The sequence below is a fragment of the Magnetospirillum fulvum genome (assembly GCF_900108475.1).
Classification (GTDB): Bacteria; Pseudomonadota; Alphaproteobacteria; order Rhodospirillales; family Magnetospirillaceae; genus Phaeospirillum; species Phaeospirillum fulvum_A.
The window spans coordinates 13,385-28,211 of record NZ_FNWO01000014.1 but is presented as its reverse complement, the minus strand read 5'-3'; the positions used below and the strand labels follow the sequence as shown (position 1 = coordinate 28,211).

Below are 14,827 nucleotides of genomic sequence, written 5' to 3'. Positions count from 1 at the left end.
GACCTGGGGGAAGAGGTGCCTCGCGCCATTGCCGCCGCCTTCGCCTGGCTGGAGCAGGCTGACAACGCTATATCCGCGGACGCATCCCACGTCCTGAAGCCTCTAATGCTGCGTCTGAAGAGCGTCGATGACGGAGGTCGAATGACGGTAACGGCTCACCGCCTCGCCTTCCTGTGGATCGAATCGAATTGGCAGGCGGCGGGGGCCGATTTTCTTCTCAACCGCGTGCTACGGCAACCCATCCTGCCGGATCCCGCTTGGTGCAGGGTCGCCGCCCGCACCCTCGTCCGCCTGCGCAAGGGAATGCGGGAGGATGAAGCCTATACGCTGGCGGCGCTGCTAACCCGCCCAAATCGGTTGCGAGCGCGTACCATTTACGCCCTGCTGGACCGCTTCCTTGAACTTAATGCCTTGGGGGCAGCGCAAGGAGTGTATTTTAGCCCTCCAGCCATGCGCGTTCTCAGCGACCGTTTGGGCAAGATGGCGATGGCCGCCTCCGCCTCTCCCGGCCAGTTGCCGAGTCTGGTTCTCGACTTCCTCGATCAGACCTGGAACGATTCCCATGCTGGTGGGTACGGGTATCTGCTGGCGCCCCTGTTGCCTCTGGCGCAGCGCACCGCCGATATGAGGACGGCCAGCCGCGCTGAGAACGCCATATGCCGCTGGCTCGACGTCATGCGCGGCAATGAATCTGCGCGGAACGGTCTGGCCCGCGCGTGCATAAAACTCCTGGAGGCAGGGAGCTGGCCTGATCGCGAGTTGGGCCGACAGGTGCTGGAACGCTTGGGCATCCTTCGATCCAACGGCTTGGCCGAGGCGACCGCGCACCTGTGAGGCCCGATGGGAATCGAAAATCGCCAGCCGTCCTGGCCCGCGACCGCGGCCCGGAGGGGAGCGAAATGGATACCCGTACAGCGGATTTCGAAGACATATCTCGTGACAGTGGCCTACGCCGACAGGACGTCGAGGCGGGATTCGACCCGGTCGAGACGATGGTTGAGCCAGCGGGGCGCCAAGCCGAGGCGCCGCCCCAGCTTGCTGACGGCCAAACGGCCGAGCGCGTCGGCACCGATGCGGGCGAGGCCCGATCCCCGCAGCGGCCGGAACCGGAGGGTGCGCGCCGTCATGATCCGCTCCGGTCGGACAGGTAGGCGGCAATGGCGAACTCCTGCTGGCTCTAATCAACATAGGCCAAAGCCATGCCCGGCTCAGGACGGATCATCCCGCGCAGCCAGCGGGACTGTCCGAAGATGAACCGCTGTGTGCTGAGGGTGTTACGCCCGGTCGACGCTCCAAATGGCGACACCAAGGCAGAGGTCAGCCCTTCGCGGCCAGCGCGCATCCTCGTCGTGGATGACGATCCTGATTTCTGCCTCATGCTCGAAACCTCTCTGTCGTGAAGCGACCATGAGGTCGTCTCGACACATGACCCTCTCGACGCCATCAAGGCGATAGAAGAAAATCCAGATCAGTGGGATATCCTCGTCACGGATCAGACCATGCCGACTATTAAAGGAACCGATCTTGTTAATAGAATAAAATCTCCAAGACCTGAAATTTTTTGTATAATTTTCTCCGGATACAGCACCAAAATGGATGAGCGTGAAGCTGAAAATTCTGGGGCCGACGCCTTCATCACAAAACCATCAGACCTTAATTATTCCACGCGTTGATTCCGGCCCGCATCAAAGCCGACGTTGGGAGCGCCAGGACCGGCAGTTCCTCGTCAGCCCGACCGATCGTCCTCTAGGCATCACCTCGTCCAGGGCAGTGACCGACGTGATCGTCTTCAAAATCTCACCCAACGATGCCAGCCGCTCCCTCATCGCGACAAATTGACTCCCCAGGCCAATAGGCATATGCTTATAAGTATAATGCAAAAGGGGTGCGCGATGAAACTCCGCTCCATTTCAGCTCGTTTGGTTCTGGCGATCTCCCTCATCACCACCGCCACGGGCGTGGTTATCGGGGCCTTTTCTGTCTCGCAGCAGCGCGGCATGACCCAGTTGGCACTCGATCAAATGATGGAGCAACAATATAACAGCATCATTGCCGCCCTGGATTATGAAGGCCGCTCCGTCATGGCGGCCAGCAGTACCGTTGCCGCTTTGCCGCCGGTTGGGGAGGCCGTCGTCAAAGGTGACCGCGAGGCTTTGCTGGCTCTACTGGGGGGGGCCCAAAAGGCGCTGAAAGCGCAGGGGATTTCCTTTCTCAATCTGACCCTGCCGCCGGCGACCCTCTTTTTGCGCACTCACGATCCCAAGGCTTTCGGCGACGACGTGTCCGCTCGCCGCACGACAATCGTCACCGCCAACAAGACGGGCACCCAGATTGTCGGTGTTGAGCCAGCGCGTGAGGGGCTCGCCATTTACGCCATTACCCCCATCATCCGGGACGGCAAAAGCATCGCCGTGGTCGATGTGGGCATGAGCTTCAACAAGGAGTTCGCCGACCGGGCCAAGCAGCGCCTGGGCACGGACCTTTCCGTGCATCAATATGATGGCAAGGTCTTCACCACCGTGGCCTCCACCTTTGGCACCGAAGTGGTGGCCACTGCCGACGAGATGGCGGAGGTGCTCAAGGGCGGAACCGTGCGTCGCGCCGCAACCCTAGGGGGGCATCCCGCCGCCCTTTACATGGCCCAGATTAAGAATTACGCCGGTCAGCCCATTGCCGTGATCCAGTTGGTCAAGGACACCACCGCCTATGAAGCGGCTGCGTGGGAGGCTCAGCGCAACCTGACCATCGGCACCATCCTGATCCTGATTATCGGGGTTTTCCTGGCTTTGATTCTGGGGCGCAGCTTGTCGCGGCCCATCGCGGCCATCACCACCACCATGAACCATCTGTCCAGCGGCAACATGCAGGTGGTTATCCCCGGTGGCGACCGGTCGGACGAGTTGGGAGCCATGGCCAAGGCCGTGGATGTGTTCCGACTCGCCATGAGCGAAGCCGCCGCCATGCGGGAAACCCAGGAGGCGTTGATGCATAGGGCGGAACAGGAAAAGAAAGACGCTCTCCGCGCCCTGGCCTCAACCTTCGAAGAAACCATCGGTCGGATAATCGAGACCGTCACCTCCGCCGCCACCGAACTTCAGGCCTCGTCCGGGCAGATGGCCTTGACCGCGGCCCTTACCAGCAGCCAAGCCACCTCGGTGGCTCATTCGGCCCAGTTGGCCTCGGGGAATGTGCAGACCGTCGCCTCCGCCACCGAACAGCTGGCCGCGTCCATCCGGGAAATCGCCCAGCAGGTCGATCGCTCGCAATCGGTTTCCAACCGCGCCGGGGACGAAGCCGCCAAGACCACAGCCCATATCCAGGGCTTATCCCAGAACGTGTGTAAAATCGGAGAGATCGTCAATCTCATCAATGATATCGCCAGCCAGACCAATCTTCTGGCGCTGAACGCCACCATCGAAGCCGCCAGGGCCGGTGATGCTGGCAAGGGCTTTGCCGTCGTGGCCGGCGAGGTCAAGAACCTCGCCAACCAGACGGCCAGAGCTACCACCGAGATCGCCAATCAAATCAAGGCCGTCCAGGACGGCACCGATACCGCCGTCCACGCCATCGACAGTATTTCCTCGGTGATCGGGGAAATGGCTGCCATCAGCTCGGCCGTGGCGGCCGCAGTGGAAGAGCAATCCAGCGCCACCAACGAGATCGCCCGCAACGTGGAGCAGGCCGCCGTGGGAACCGAAGACGTCTCCACCAACATCGTCCAGGTGGAACAGGCAGCGCGGGAAACCGGGACCGCCTCCGGGCAGATCAAGGATTCCGCCGCCGACCTCTCGCGGCAGGCTGAGTTCCTTCGCCACGGGGTCAACGAGTTCTTGGATCAAGTTCGCGGCAATTAGATTTCAATAAAATACAAAATGATAACGCTAGACTTGTGTTCATTAGAATGAATCATCATTAAAGGCGAATAAATATATAGAAATCAGGAGTCTATTGTAAAAACTCGGCGAAAGATTAAGCGATACGACTGCCGGTTTCCGCCTTGTTTCGCATAAGGGGCCGCATGCGGGGAGGACTTAGCCCGACCGAAACATGCCCCCCTTATTATCCCCGCCCGTGCACGGAATTCCTGACAATCCCGTTGTCGCCAGAGAGCATCCACCCGTTTGACGGCGGCTATACGGAATACGTGGCCCGCACCGGGCAAGAAGCCCCCGGTCTCCACAGTTGATCCGGCATCGACACTCCCGCCGCCCGATGTCGATGTCGAAAGTCACGGCCCCCTTCGGCTTGTTGCGGAGGATGGCCACACGACGACAACGGCAACGACGGCGAGCAGCACGCACAGCGACAGCCCCGCGCCGGCAAAGGCCGTCGCATAGCCTGTTGGCAGCAATCCGGCATAAACCGCTCCAGCAAAGGCCGTGCCGAGCGCGAAACAACCTTGCTGTATGGTGGTGAGCGCGACGCTGGCCTCGCCGGCGTGGTGCTTTTCCACATGCGAGAGCGCGATGCGGTAGGCAGAGGTCAGCATGAAGGCGTTGCCGAGCCCCACCAAGCTCGAGGCCGCGATGATGTGGACGACGCCGAGCAACGGACCGAAGGCGCCGATCAGCCACGCGGTGGCGAGAGTGCCCACCGCCGTCAGGCCGGCGCCGAGCGCGAAGGCGCGGTGGTTGCCGAGCCGCTTGCCCAACGGCTTGCTCACAAGCGAGCCGAGGAAGAACAGGGCGCCGAGCCCGCAGAAGCTCTCGCCCGAGCGCAAGGGTGAAAAGTCGATCTCGCTTTGCAGGCAGAGCGCGGTGACGAAGAGATAGCTCGCGTAGCAGAAGGTCACCGCCGCCTCGGCGAGAAAGCCGGTCATGGCCATGGGCGCCCGCATAAGCGAGGGTGGCAGCAGCGGCGTGCCGCCTTCGGCCTCGCGCCGGGACTCCACTCGCCAGAGGGCGATGCCCACCGGCGCTAGGCCGACAATGAGCCAGCGCATCATCGGCCAGTCGGAGCCGAGGGAGACGGGCAGCAGCAGGCAGAGCAGGAACAGGGCGAAAAGCACCATGCCGGCGGCATCCATGCTCGGTGCGCCAGCACCCTGTGTTTCCGGGATGAGCGCGAGGCCGAACCCCACCACCAGAATGCAGACCGGCAGGTTGACGAAGAAACCAAGTCGCCAGCCCAGCCCGAACAGGTCGGCAGAGACCAGCCAGCCGCCGACCACCTGACCGATGACGACGGAGAGCCCGGCCACGGCGGTGTAAATTCCGACGGCACGGCTGTGGCGCGAACCATGCATCGTGGCGTGAATCGTCGCCAGGATCTGCGGCATCAACAGCGCTCCGAAGGCCCCTTGGAGGAGCCGCCCGGCCAACATCGGGACAAGACTGGTCGCTAGACCGCAGAGCATTGAGGCGACACAGAAACCGGTCGCGCCGATCAGGAACAGCCGCTTGCGGCCATAACGGTCGCCAAGGCGGCCGCCGGTGCCAAGCAGCGTGGCAAAGCTCAGACCGTAGCTGGCGACCACCAGCACCAGTCCGGTGGCGTCGGTGCCGAGGCTGTCGCCGATCCGGTCGAGCGCGACGTTGACGATGGAGAAGTCGAGTTGGGTCAAGAGCTGCCCGGTTACCAGAACGACGAGCCCGAATGAAGACAGCGTGGCAGGAGATGTCTGCATCACCCGGGGTATCGGTTGCGTGTTGTCATGTCCATGCGATGTCATGTCCGGTTCCCGAGGCTGTCCTGGAGAGGAGGACGTGCTATACGAAGAAGGAAAGACGCGTACAAGAAACACGTCAGACACGTATAATTGGTATCAGGATCGGGACCGGACATGCCGGAGGACGCGCAAAGACAAATCGGGATGTTCCTGCGCCGCAAGCGGGAAAACCTGGCCCCAGAGATCGCTGGCTTTTCCCGGACAGCGCGGGCGCGCACGCCGGGGCTGCGGCGCGAGGACGTGGCGGCGATGGCCGGCATCAGCACCGTCTGGTACAGCAAGATCGAGCGGGGCAAGGCGGACGGCATCTCCCGCGAGGCGCTGCTCTCGCTGGCGCGGGCCCTGCGGCTCGACGAGACGGAACGGCAGTATCTGATGACCCTGGCACGGATGGAGATGATACCCGTCCGCGACCCTTGCATGCATGTGAACCGAGACACGCTGCGACTTCTCGGTCGGCTCGATCCGCTGCCGGCGATTCTCATCAACGACTATTTCGACATCCTCGCCGCCAACAGGGCCTATGAGGCCATGTGTGGGCTGAGATTCGAGGCCCTGCCGGAAGCGGATCGCAACTATGTCGGGCTGATCCTGACCAATCCGGTGTGGCGGCGTTTCCTTGAGGTGGAAGACGAGGCGGTGCAGGAAAGCCGACTCGCGCGCATCGTCGGCATGCTGCGCGGGGTGAATGCGGCGCGGCCCGGCGACCGGGTGCTGACGGCGCGGATCGAACGCTTTCGCACCATGTCGCCAGCCTTTGCCCGCTGCTGGGACAGCGAGGCGGTGGCACGGCCGGAAGAATTACATTTCTCCTTCACCCATGCCGTGCTGGGGCGGATCGTCCTCAGAAAGCAGATCTGGCAGAACTTCAACGGCGAGACCTCGGGCCGCCTCAACGTCTATCATCCACTGGATGAAGACGGCTTTGCGCGCCTTGCCAGCGTCACCGGTGTGCCGACGACGACATAGGATGGGCAACTGGTCCGGCACTCGCCTGAAGGCGGTGCGGCGAATACGCGGATCGAACGGGTCGGAAGTGTTGGCACTGTTCTCGTTGGCCGCGAGAGGGAGGCGGTTTGAAGCTCGTCCCGCCAGAGGCCGTCTCCGCCACCCGAACCTCCTCACCTCCAGACTATAGCCATCGTGTCGATCTCAATTCCCGACCCGCTGAATCAGGGCCACAATCGTCCGATACAGTTCGTCCTTGGCGTCTTCGATCGAAACGTCGCCTGTCGCCGCGGCCTTGGACAACGCCTCTGCGGCGCCGAGCATCGCCCAAAGGCTGGCGGCACCGATCTCCAGGCCCTCAGCGAAAGGCGCGAGCGCCGTCCTGCATTTTTCCATGAAGGCGGCGAGATAGGCGCGTTTAGTCGCCTCCAGTTCCGGCGAACCGGCGAGCGCTGCAAGCACATCGGGTATCTCGCGCCCTTGAGCCAGCACACAATCCACATAGCACGAGGCGATCACGCCCGCCGTCTCCGCTAGCGTCGCCCCGCTCCCGGCCAGCGCCGCGTCCATCGCGGCCGTCTGTCGCCGGTCGAACTCCTCGTAGAGCGCGATCAGCAGACCGTTCCGCGTGCCGAAATGGTCATAGACCACCGGCTTGGTGACACCGGCGCGCTCGGCGAGGTGCCCAAGCGTCAAAGTGTCGGTGCCTTCGTCGCGAATGATCCGCCATGCCACGTCGAGAAGCTGGCGCAGACGATTCTCGCGCGTGAGGCGAAGGCGGCGGGTTGGGGACTGGGTGGTTGACATCTCTATATACCAAGAGTAACTTACTACAAGTATATAACAGCACGAGCCGATATTCAATCCGCCGGGGCCTTTCCGCGCGGCAGGGGCGGTTCCGTGCTCCGAGGCTAAGGATTTCCGCTGATGGCGAACACTCTTGCCCAGCCGTCCCGCCGCCAATCGTGGTTCGGCCTCTTCACGGTTCTCTGTCTCGTTCTGCTCGTCGCGATGGACGGCTCGGTGCTCTATCTCGCCATGCCGCACATTACCGAGGCGATTACGCCGACGGCGGACCAAGCACTCTGGATTCTCGACATCTATGGCTTCGTTGTCGGTTCTTTGCTCATCACCTTCGGCAATATCGGCGATCGTTACGGGCGACTGAAGCTCATCACGGCGGGCGCGAGTGTCTTCGGTCTCGGTTCGCTCGGCGCAGCCTTCGCCAATACACCTGAAATACTCATCGCCTGCCGAGCGCTGATGGGTCTCGGCGGGGCCACGCTTCTCCCGTCCGGTCTCGCCATTGTCAGCGCACTGTTTCCCGACCCGCGTGAACGCGCGCTAGCCATTGGCATTTTCGCCGCCACCTTCGCGGCTGGCTTCGCTATTGGGCCGCTGCTGGGTGGGACTCTGCTGGTGTCCTTCGATTGGGGCGTGGTGTTCCTCATCAATGTGCCCGTGGTGGTTATCTTCCTGATCGCCGCTCCGTTCTTTTTGCGGGATGTGCGATCGACACGCTACGGCCGCGTCGATCTGCCGAGTCTTATCCTGTCCTTCGTCGGTATCCTGCTTTTCACCTGGTCGGTGAAGACGGCGGCCGCATATGGGTTTGGCATCCATCAGATGTTGGTCGGAGGGATCAGCGTCGCCGCACTGGCGCTCTTCATCCGGCGGCAGACGTGGATCAATGATCCGTTGCTCGATCTCAGTCTGTTTCATGATCGCGTGTTCACTCTCGCCATTCTCACTGGCCTCTTGTCGCTCGTTGTGTGGTCTGCCACGGGCTATCTGTCGGGCATCTATTTGCAATCGGTGCTCGGGTATCCCGTCTTCACGGCGGCTCTGCTGACGCTGCCGGGCGCACTCGTTCTCACCGCAACCTGCGTCGGGACCAGTCGGATCGTCGAGCGGATCGGCCGGAAGGTAGCGCTGGTGGCGACGCACCTCCTGATCGGCGGCGGTGTTCTCTTGCTTCTTCTCACTAGCACCGAGGCAGGTACGGCCGTACTTGTCACCTCGACCGTAATCGCCAGCATCGGATACGGGCTTTCGTTCAGCCTCGTGGCGGAGATCGCCGTATCCGCCGTTCCGGCGGAACGAGCTGGCGCAGCGGGTTCGATTGCCGAGACGAGCAACGAACTGGGCAATGCGCTCGGCATCTCACTGCTCGGCTCGGTCGCCGCCGTTTGCTTCCGGCTTTTCGGTCCGGGTGTGGCGGGCACATTAAATGAAACCCTGGCACAGCCCAACCTGCCGCCGGAACTGGCCCTTCAGGCCAAGCAGGGATTTCTATGCGGTCTGCATGTCGCCGCGGGCATCGGCGGGGTGATCGCACTCGCCGTCGGCATCATCGCATGGCTCTGGCTGCCGAAGAAACTTCCGGAATGACTGAAGAGGAACTTCGGCAATGAAGGACAAGCGTGTTACTGGTGGGAGGAGACAATGCTCTCTGTTCGTGCGAATAATACAACATCGACATCAATGTTATATTGTGACTGCACGGACCCGTACAACTCAGGGGTTGCAAGCGGACAGATACCGCTTCTCTCGCTCGTCCAGACGCTCGCGGTCGCAGAGCATTTAAACTTCCATTGGACCGTCGGGGTCGATTTGTGGCAACCGACGAAAGTGTTGTCGGCCATGTAGGCCGCATCGCCGGTCAATTTGGCGAACATTACCGGACGCCGATCGTCAGGACGTGGCCCGGCTCACCACCGGTGTGACCGCGTGCGGGATCGTCATTCCCCCTGTGCTGGCGGGACCTTGGCAAGCTCGCCAGCGATCTCCAGCAGCCTGTCCGGCGTGAGGGTGTCGAAGGGGACGGACGCCCCATCTGGACCGGCCAGGAAAACGACCACCTTGGTCTCGACCTGGACCCGCTGCACCACCTCGACGATCTCGGCGGCACGCTTGCGCTTGGCGATGCGATCGACCAGATCGCACACGGCGACCACAGCCGATGGAATAGAAAGGATCAGGGCCGCCAGTGCCACCGGGTCGATCACCCGCTGGGTTTCAGGTCTGCCCGCCTCGACCGACTCGCTGGTCACCTCGACGCCTGGAATGAGGCCGGACAGGGCGGCGGTGATCTGGTCGGCGGCTGTCGCGCTCGCGGCACCAACCACCTGGAACTGTAACGCCTGCATGGGGTGGGATCCTTCTTGATGTGGAGTGACGGGGGATCTCGCCGTATCGCTCAGGCCCCTGGGGCTTGATGCGGAGATGGCGTGTCTTCGCTACCCACCCCGTCAGCCTTTCTCTGGCGGATCTGATCTTGCAAGGCGCGAATTTGGGCAACCTGCTTGGCCCGACCCAGTTTGTCCGCAGCCGCCACCGCGACGTCGAGGACGGCAATGGCCTCGTCGAACTGACCAACAGCCGCCAGCACCTGACCGAACAGGCCGCCAACCGCGACCAACGCGTCGGCCCGACCCGACTTCTGCAGACGGGAAAAGCTCTCGGCCAAGTCGTCGATGATCGCCTGTGCGTTTCCTTCGGTCAGACCTTCCTTCGCCAAGAGGATCTGGGCACAGTTGAACCGGACGGCGGCGATACCGTCGCTGTCGTCCAGCCGCTCATAGACCGGCAGTTCTTCCTCCTGAAGGATCTTGAGGGCGCCATCCAGATCGCCGCGGGCCTTCAGAATGTCGGCGATCTTCCCCATCGTCACCGCGCGAGCACGCACGTCGCCCAGATGCTCATAAACCGGCAGTTGTTCCTCTTGCCGGATCTTGAGGGCGCCATCCAGATCGCCCCGGGCCTGAAGGATGTCGGCGATATCCCCCATCGTCACCGCGCGCAAGCGCTCGTCGCCCAGCCGCTCATACACCGGTAGTTCTTCCTCCTGACGGATCTTGAGGGCCGCATCCAGATCGCCCCGGGCCTTAAGGATGTCGGCGATCCGGCCTCGGGCAATTGCCCAGTTCGTCTCCTCCCCAAGCCTCTTGGCCAGCGCGCACCCCCGCTCGAAGGTGGCCCGGGCCCCGTCCAGATCACCTTTGGTCATCTGAAGGTCACCAAGCTGAATCAGGTAATGCCCGAAATCGCTGGTCTCGTCTTCCGGGCCGATCTCGGCCAGACGGCTGCCACCCCGTGCCAGCACCTCGGCAGCCGCCGCCCCATTCCCGGAGGTTTGCAGGGCTGCGGCGGTCCAGGCCAGCAGCCGGAACGGCACCGTCCGCCCCTCTCGCTCCAGGAGTACGATCGCCGCATCCCCCAGTTCCCCCGCGGCCCGAGGTTCACTGCTCTTCAGACCCCACACCGCATTAAGGACGCACGCGTCAACCACGGCCCCGTCTTCCGCCAGGAGTCCCAACCGGGTCAGCTCGATGTTGACGGCATAGGGCCGCGACAATCTGCCGTCCGCCCCGCCCCAGGCCGCGAACAGGTCCTCCACCACCAGCTTCGCCAGCCCGGCCTGCTCGGCGGCACTCGGCGGCGTCAGGCGATCGGCGACGAGGCGGTTGGCCGCCAGCGCCGGAACCTGCGGATCGACCAGATCCTCGAAGCGGTCGAGCAGTCCGAGATCGCGCAGGCGGGCAGTGCTGCCGCCGATCTGATCCGCCAAATGCCTGATCCCCGTCTCCGGAACCGGGAGCTGGAACAGCAGCATTGCCCGCAGCAGAGCCCGCTCCGCCCCACCAGCCAGGTCGAGCAGCGCCTCGACCGCCATGTTCTCCAGGGTGGCCCGCACCGTCTCGTCCTGCGGCCGGGTGCCGCCCCACAGCCACACCTCCATCTCCGCCAGCACGGCCTCGACCCGCTCGACCGGCACCGACGGGCGCAGCACCAGCCGTGCCCCCAGCAGGTCCTGCAACCCGGGATTGCCCCGCGCCACCGCCTGCGCCCGCCAGAGCAACTCCCGCCGCCCCGCCAGGACCGCATCGGTGAGGTCAGGCACCTCTCGCCGGGCCACCGCCACCTGACGCCGCCTCAGCTTGTCGCCTGCCCCGTCCGAAAAGGGTGGCACCTGGATCTCCGCCAGCGTCGCCGTCAACTCGACGTCGCCATCGACCAGGGTGAAGGGGAAGCGGCTGGTGAGCACCAGTCGGCTGCGGGTGCCGCTCCGCGCGAAGGCCCGCAGCACCGCGCGCAGCGTTGGCCGCTCTGCCGCCCGCACCCGATGCCGTCCGCCCTGCGGATCGGCTTCCAGAATCCGTTCCAGATCGTCGATTAGCAGCAGCACCGGCTGTTGCTCCACATCGGATTGGGCGCACGGGCCGGACAGCAATTTGATCAGGGTAGTTTCCAGCGCCTCGGCGTTGTTGCGGACCGCATCCCGGTTCGTGTCCAGCAGAGAGCGGGCCTGTTCACACGTCGCCAGGGCCTCGGCCAGCGCGGCCAGGATATCTTGTGGTAGGTAGCGCCCATACACCACCGCCAGCTTCAGATCGGGGCGGCGGCTGGCAAGACGCGCGGCAAGGCTGGTTTTACCCAGCCGCCCCATCCCGTGCAGCAACACCCCGACATGGTCGTCGCCGACCAGCACCTTGAGCGACGCCTGGATCTCGCGTCGCCGCCCGACGAACAGCGCCGGGTCGGGCACCACCAGCTGGTCGTCGCCCTTGCTGACGAGGATCTGCTTGAACACATGGCTCGGCGGCAACAGCGAGCGCCGCGCCGTCCCCCCCACCACCGGCCCACCGCCCTCGGGACCCAGCCAGACCCGCGCCAGATGCCAGTTGGCCTTCTGGATCCCCGGCGCGTTGAGCAGGACGGCGATCGGATCCACCGTCGTCGCGTCGCGCGTTCCCGCGCCGCCCTCCCAGGCGGGGGCGATACCGTTCAACAGAGCTTGGCGAGCCGCAGCAACGGCCTCCGCAACCGTCATCTTCCGGGCGAGACCGCCATAGAGGACCTGGGCGAAGGCGGTGGCGGCGACGTCGGCGACGCTGCCGTCCCAACCCAGCACCGCCGGCACATGCCGCACCAGCATCTCCACCATTGATTGCGCAGATCCCTCGGAACCGGGAGCCGCGCTCGCGGTCAGGCAGGCCGACACGAACAGCAGATGCGGCCGATAGGGTTTGATCGCCGCGATCAAATCCTGGGCATTGGTGGGCCTCTCGTTACCGGTCGCGTCCTCCATCATCAGGACCGGGCGGCGCGGGGCCTCCTTGCTGGGTCGCCAGTCGTCGTCGCCGTGACACGACAAATGCAGCACCGTGGGGTGATGCTTCGCATTGATCTGGCTCAGGCGCTCGCCGAGTTGGGCGGGGTCGCCGCTCTCCTCCACCACCAGATCGACGCCACTGCCCGCAGCGTTCTGGATGGCGCTTTCCTCGGCCTCGTAATCGAGCTCCCGCTGCCCGCGCGGGGCCGAGGCCATTGCCGCGATCCCCAGGCGAAAGGCGGGCAATTGCGGCCGCTTGGCGGGAGCAACCGGTTCCCCCAACCGGCGGAACGGTGCGTAGCCGAGATCAGAATCGGCGGCGAGAAAGCCCCGGTCGTTGGCCAGCACTTCCCAGGGAGCGCGCAGCACCGCCAGCACCGCCCGGTCCGGCACCAGCGGCGCCCGGATCTCGAACAGAAATGGCGGCAACAGAACACGCCGCAGGTCCCCCAGCCAGCCTTGCCGACCGTCGAGCCATCCGTATAGCTCACGGCCGATCTCCAGCAACTGGACATTGGCGATGGACGCCTGGGCCGCCCCCAGTTCGCGCACCGTCGCGTAGCGGGCCGACAGCCCCTCCAGCAAGGTGACGTCGGCCTCGCCAAGATCGCGGTCGGCACCCACCGCAGTCCCGTCCTTCAGCAACGCGACCGACGACGAGCTCACCGACAGAACGACGTCCATGCCCACCCCCAACATGACGATCCTCGTCAAAAAGGGGAACACGCGAACACGCCGCCGTCAAATGTAAAGGTTGTGGCGTTGCCTGCGTTGCGTCGCTTCAGAAATTGACCATCGGCCGTCAGTCCACTATTCGCGGACGATGGCCTGAGACCGTGACCGAGGCCAACATGTGCGACATCGCCGCCAGTCGTTCACTGGGTTACGGGGCTTACGCTTCCGATGCCGATTGACAGGCGACGGCAGCCCCAGGACATTACGGCCCGACCAGAACGCGAGCAGGATAGGATTCGATACGGTCCCAATCCGGAAGCGTCCCACAAGGCCTTCCGTCTACCCGCCAGCCCGTCTCGCCAGCCGACTCGATCAGCAGCACCCCAAGCGGCGCAGGCCGCTGTGCGTGGCGAGGTGCTGGTGATCGGGGAAGGAAATGAGGCCGGATGAACGTGTTCACCCCGTCCAAAATCATCCGCCGCGCGACAGGAAGGCAGGCGCCGAGCCGAGCTTATGCCTCGGCGACGACCGGATTGCACAAGATGCCGATCCCCTCGATCTCGATTTCGCTGACGTCGCCCGGCCGCAGGAACAAAGGCGGCGTCCGGGCGATGCCGACCCCGGACGGCGTGCCCGACACGATGATGTCGCCGGGCTCCAGACTCATCACCTCGCTTAAGAACACGATCAGGGTCGCGATATCGAAGATCATGTCGTCGGTGGTCGAATCCTGCACCGTCACCCCGTTCAGCCGGGACTGAATCCGCAGCCCCGCCCCGCCCGGCGGCAATTCGTCGGCGGTGACAAACACCGGCCCGAACGCCCCGGTGGCGTCGAAATTCTTCCCCATCGTCCATTGGGTCGATTTGGCCTGATAATCGCGCACCGAGCCGTCATTGAAGGCCGAATAGCCCGCGACGTGGCTAAGCGCGTCGGCTTTGGCGATATGACGACCGCCAGTGCCGATCACCGCGACCAGTTCGGCTTCGTAATCGAGCTGCTCGGACACACGCGGGCAGACCAAGGCGGCACCGTCCCCGATCAGGGTGGTGGGAAAGCGGACGAAGATCGTCGGATAGGTCGGCGGCTCGCGCCCGGTCTCGCGGGCATGGGCGGCGTAATTGAGGCCGACGCAGAGAATCTTGCCCGGCCGCGCCAGCGGCGGCGCCAGCGTCACCGCCTTGAGATCGACCACGGGAGCCGATTCCAGCAGCGCCGCCCCGATTGTCGCCAGATCGGCCCCGGTCTTGATCAGGCTGTCCAGGCTGCCGGGATAGCCGGGCGCGCCCTCGCTCAGGCCATGAAACACCCCGTCCGCCGCCGCGACGGCCAGTCCCGCCCGGCCGTCCGTGCTGTAAACCGCAAAGCGCATTGCCGTGGTCTCCCTCTATCAGCCTGGCCCAGCATAACACTTGGGCCGT

12 protein-coding genes are annotated in these 14,827 nt (G+C 64.0%); 6 read left to right on the top strand and 6 right to left on the bottom strand.

Going from position 1 to position 14,827, the window contains the following annotated elements; all coding sequences use genetic code 11:
- On the top strand, positions 1-834 hold an 834-nt coding region (locus BLW40_RS14765; RefSeq protein WP_170834590.1), incomplete at its 5' end, for a hypothetical protein.
- Positions 835-947: 113 nt separating this feature from the next.
- Here the strand turns inward: BLW40_RS14765 and BLW40_RS14760 are convergent.
- Entirely contained in the window at positions 948-1,127 is a 180-nt protein-coding gene (locus BLW40_RS14760; RefSeq protein WP_074769929.1) for a hypothetical protein, read from the bottom strand.
- 315 nt (positions 1,128-1,442) lie between these two features.
- Here BLW40_RS14760 and BLW40_RS18205 point away from each other — a divergent pair, with 315 nt between their 5' ends.
- Genes BLW40_RS18205 through BLW40_RS18015 form a run of 3 tightly spaced genes read left to right on the top strand, consistent with a single transcriptional unit; the run spans position 1,443 to position 3,854 of the window.
- Positions 1,443-1,673, top strand: coding sequence for a response regulator (locus BLW40_RS18205; protein ID WP_083386808.1), 231 nt, complete (start codon positions 1,443-1,445; stop codon positions 1,671-1,673).
- On the top strand, positions 1,597-1,839 hold the full coding sequence (locus BLW40_RS17470; protein WP_211656776.1) for a hypothetical protein: 243 nt from the start codon (positions 1,597-1,599) through the stop codon (positions 1,837-1,839). The genes BLW40_RS18205 and BLW40_RS17470 overlap by 77 nt, the downstream gene beginning before the upstream one ends.
- 53 nt (positions 1,840-1,892) lie before the next feature.
- A complete protein-coding gene (locus BLW40_RS18015; RefSeq protein WP_074769927.1) occupies positions 1,893-3,854 on the top strand; it encodes a methyl-accepting chemotaxis protein in 1,962 nt (653 codons plus the stop codon).
- A 374-nt stretch (positions 3,855-4,228) separates the two neighbouring features.
- Here BLW40_RS18015 and BLW40_RS14745 read toward each other — a convergent pair whose 3' ends face one another.
- Positions 4,229-5,626: an MFS transporter gene (locus BLW40_RS14745; RefSeq protein WP_074769925.1), complete on the bottom strand. Its 1,398-nt coding sequence runs from the start codon at positions 5,624-5,626 to the stop codon at positions 4,229-4,231.
- Between the two features lie 156 nt (positions 5,627-5,782).
- Between BLW40_RS14745 and BLW40_RS14740 the strand changes: the two genes are divergently transcribed.
- Entirely contained in the window at positions 5,783-6,637 is an 855-nt protein-coding gene (locus BLW40_RS14740; protein WP_074769923.1) for a helix-turn-helix domain-containing protein, read from the top strand.
- Positions 6,638-6,820: 183 nt separating this feature from the next.
- Here BLW40_RS14740 and BLW40_RS14735 read toward each other — a convergent pair whose 3' ends face one another.
- Positions 6,821-7,423 carry a TetR/AcrR family transcriptional regulator gene (locus BLW40_RS14735; RefSeq protein ID WP_074769921.1) on the bottom strand — a complete coding sequence of 201 codons (603 nt, stop codon included), beginning with the start codon at positions 7,421-7,423 and terminating at the stop codon, positions 6,821-6,823.
- Positions 7,424-7,543: 120 nt separating this feature from the next.
- Here BLW40_RS14735 and BLW40_RS14730 point away from each other — a divergent pair, with 120 nt between their 5' ends.
- The gene (locus tag BLW40_RS14730; protein ID WP_074769919.1) at positions 7,544-9,007 is read left to right on the top strand and encodes an MFS transporter; all 1,464 of its coding nucleotides are present in this window, start codon (positions 7,544-7,546) and stop codon (positions 9,005-9,007) included.
- 350 nt (positions 9,008-9,357) lie between these two features.
- On the opposite strand, the gene BLW40_RS14720 is transcribed toward BLW40_RS14730, so the two are convergent.
- The 3 genes from BLW40_RS14720 to BLW40_RS14710 form a co-directional block, all read right to left on the bottom strand.
- Positions 9,358-9,765 carry a hypothetical protein gene (locus tag BLW40_RS14720; protein WP_074769915.1) on the bottom strand — a complete coding sequence of 136 codons (408 nt, stop codon included), beginning with the start codon at positions 9,763-9,765 and terminating at the stop codon, positions 9,358-9,360.
- 50 nt (positions 9,766-9,815) lie between these two features.
- Positions 9,816-13,415, bottom strand: coding sequence for a CHAT domain-containing protein (locus BLW40_RS14715; RefSeq protein WP_074769913.1), 3,600 nt, complete (start codon positions 13,413-13,415; stop codon positions 9,816-9,818).
- Positions 13,416-13,917: 502 nt separating this feature from the next.
- Complete coding sequence (locus tag BLW40_RS14710; RefSeq protein ID WP_074769911.1) at positions 13,918-14,778, bottom strand: fumarylacetoacetate hydrolase family protein; 861 nt, start codon at positions 14,776-14,778, stop codon at positions 13,918-13,920.
- Positions 14,779-14,827: the final 49 nt, after the last annotated feature.

Bases quoted from the DNA above. Each gene is read 5' to 3' on its own strand.
- BLW40_RS14760 (WP_074769929.1), bottom strand. From the start codon at position 1,127: ATGACGGCGCGCACCCTCCGGTTCCGGCCGCTGCGGGGATCGGGCCTC.
- BLW40_RS17470 (WP_211656776.1), top strand. From the start codon at position 1,597: ATGAGCGTGAAGCTGAAAATTCTGGGGCCGACGCCTTCATCACAAAAC.
- BLW40_RS18015 (WP_074769927.1), top strand. From the start codon at position 1,893: ATGAAACTCCGCTCCATTTCAGCTCGTTTGGTTCTGGCGATCTCCCTC.
- BLW40_RS14745 (WP_074769925.1), bottom strand. From the start codon at position 5,626: ATGCAGACATCTCCTGCCACGCTGTCTTCATTCGGGCTCGTCGTTCTG.
- BLW40_RS14740 (WP_074769923.1), top strand. From the start codon at position 5,783: ATGCCGGAGGACGCGCAAAGACAAATCGGGATGTTCCTGCGCCGCAAG.
- BLW40_RS14735 (WP_074769921.1), bottom strand. From the start codon at position 7,423: ATGTCAACCACCCAGTCCCCAACCCGCCGCCTTCGCCTCACGCGCGAG.
- BLW40_RS14730 (WP_074769919.1), top strand. From the start codon at position 7,544: ATGGCGAACACTCTTGCCCAGCCGTCCCGCCGCCAATCGTGGTTCGGC.
- BLW40_RS14720 (WP_074769915.1), bottom strand. From the start codon at position 9,765: ATGCAGGCGTTACAGTTCCAGGTGGTTGGTGCCGCGAGCGCGACAGCC.
- BLW40_RS14715 (WP_074769913.1), bottom strand. From the start codon at position 13,415: ATGGACGTCGTTCTGTCGGTGAGCTCGTCGTCGGTCGCGTTGCTGAAG.
- BLW40_RS14710 (WP_074769911.1), bottom strand. From the start codon at position 14,778: ATGCGCTTTGCGGTTTACAGCACGGACGGCCGGGCGGGACTGGCCGTC.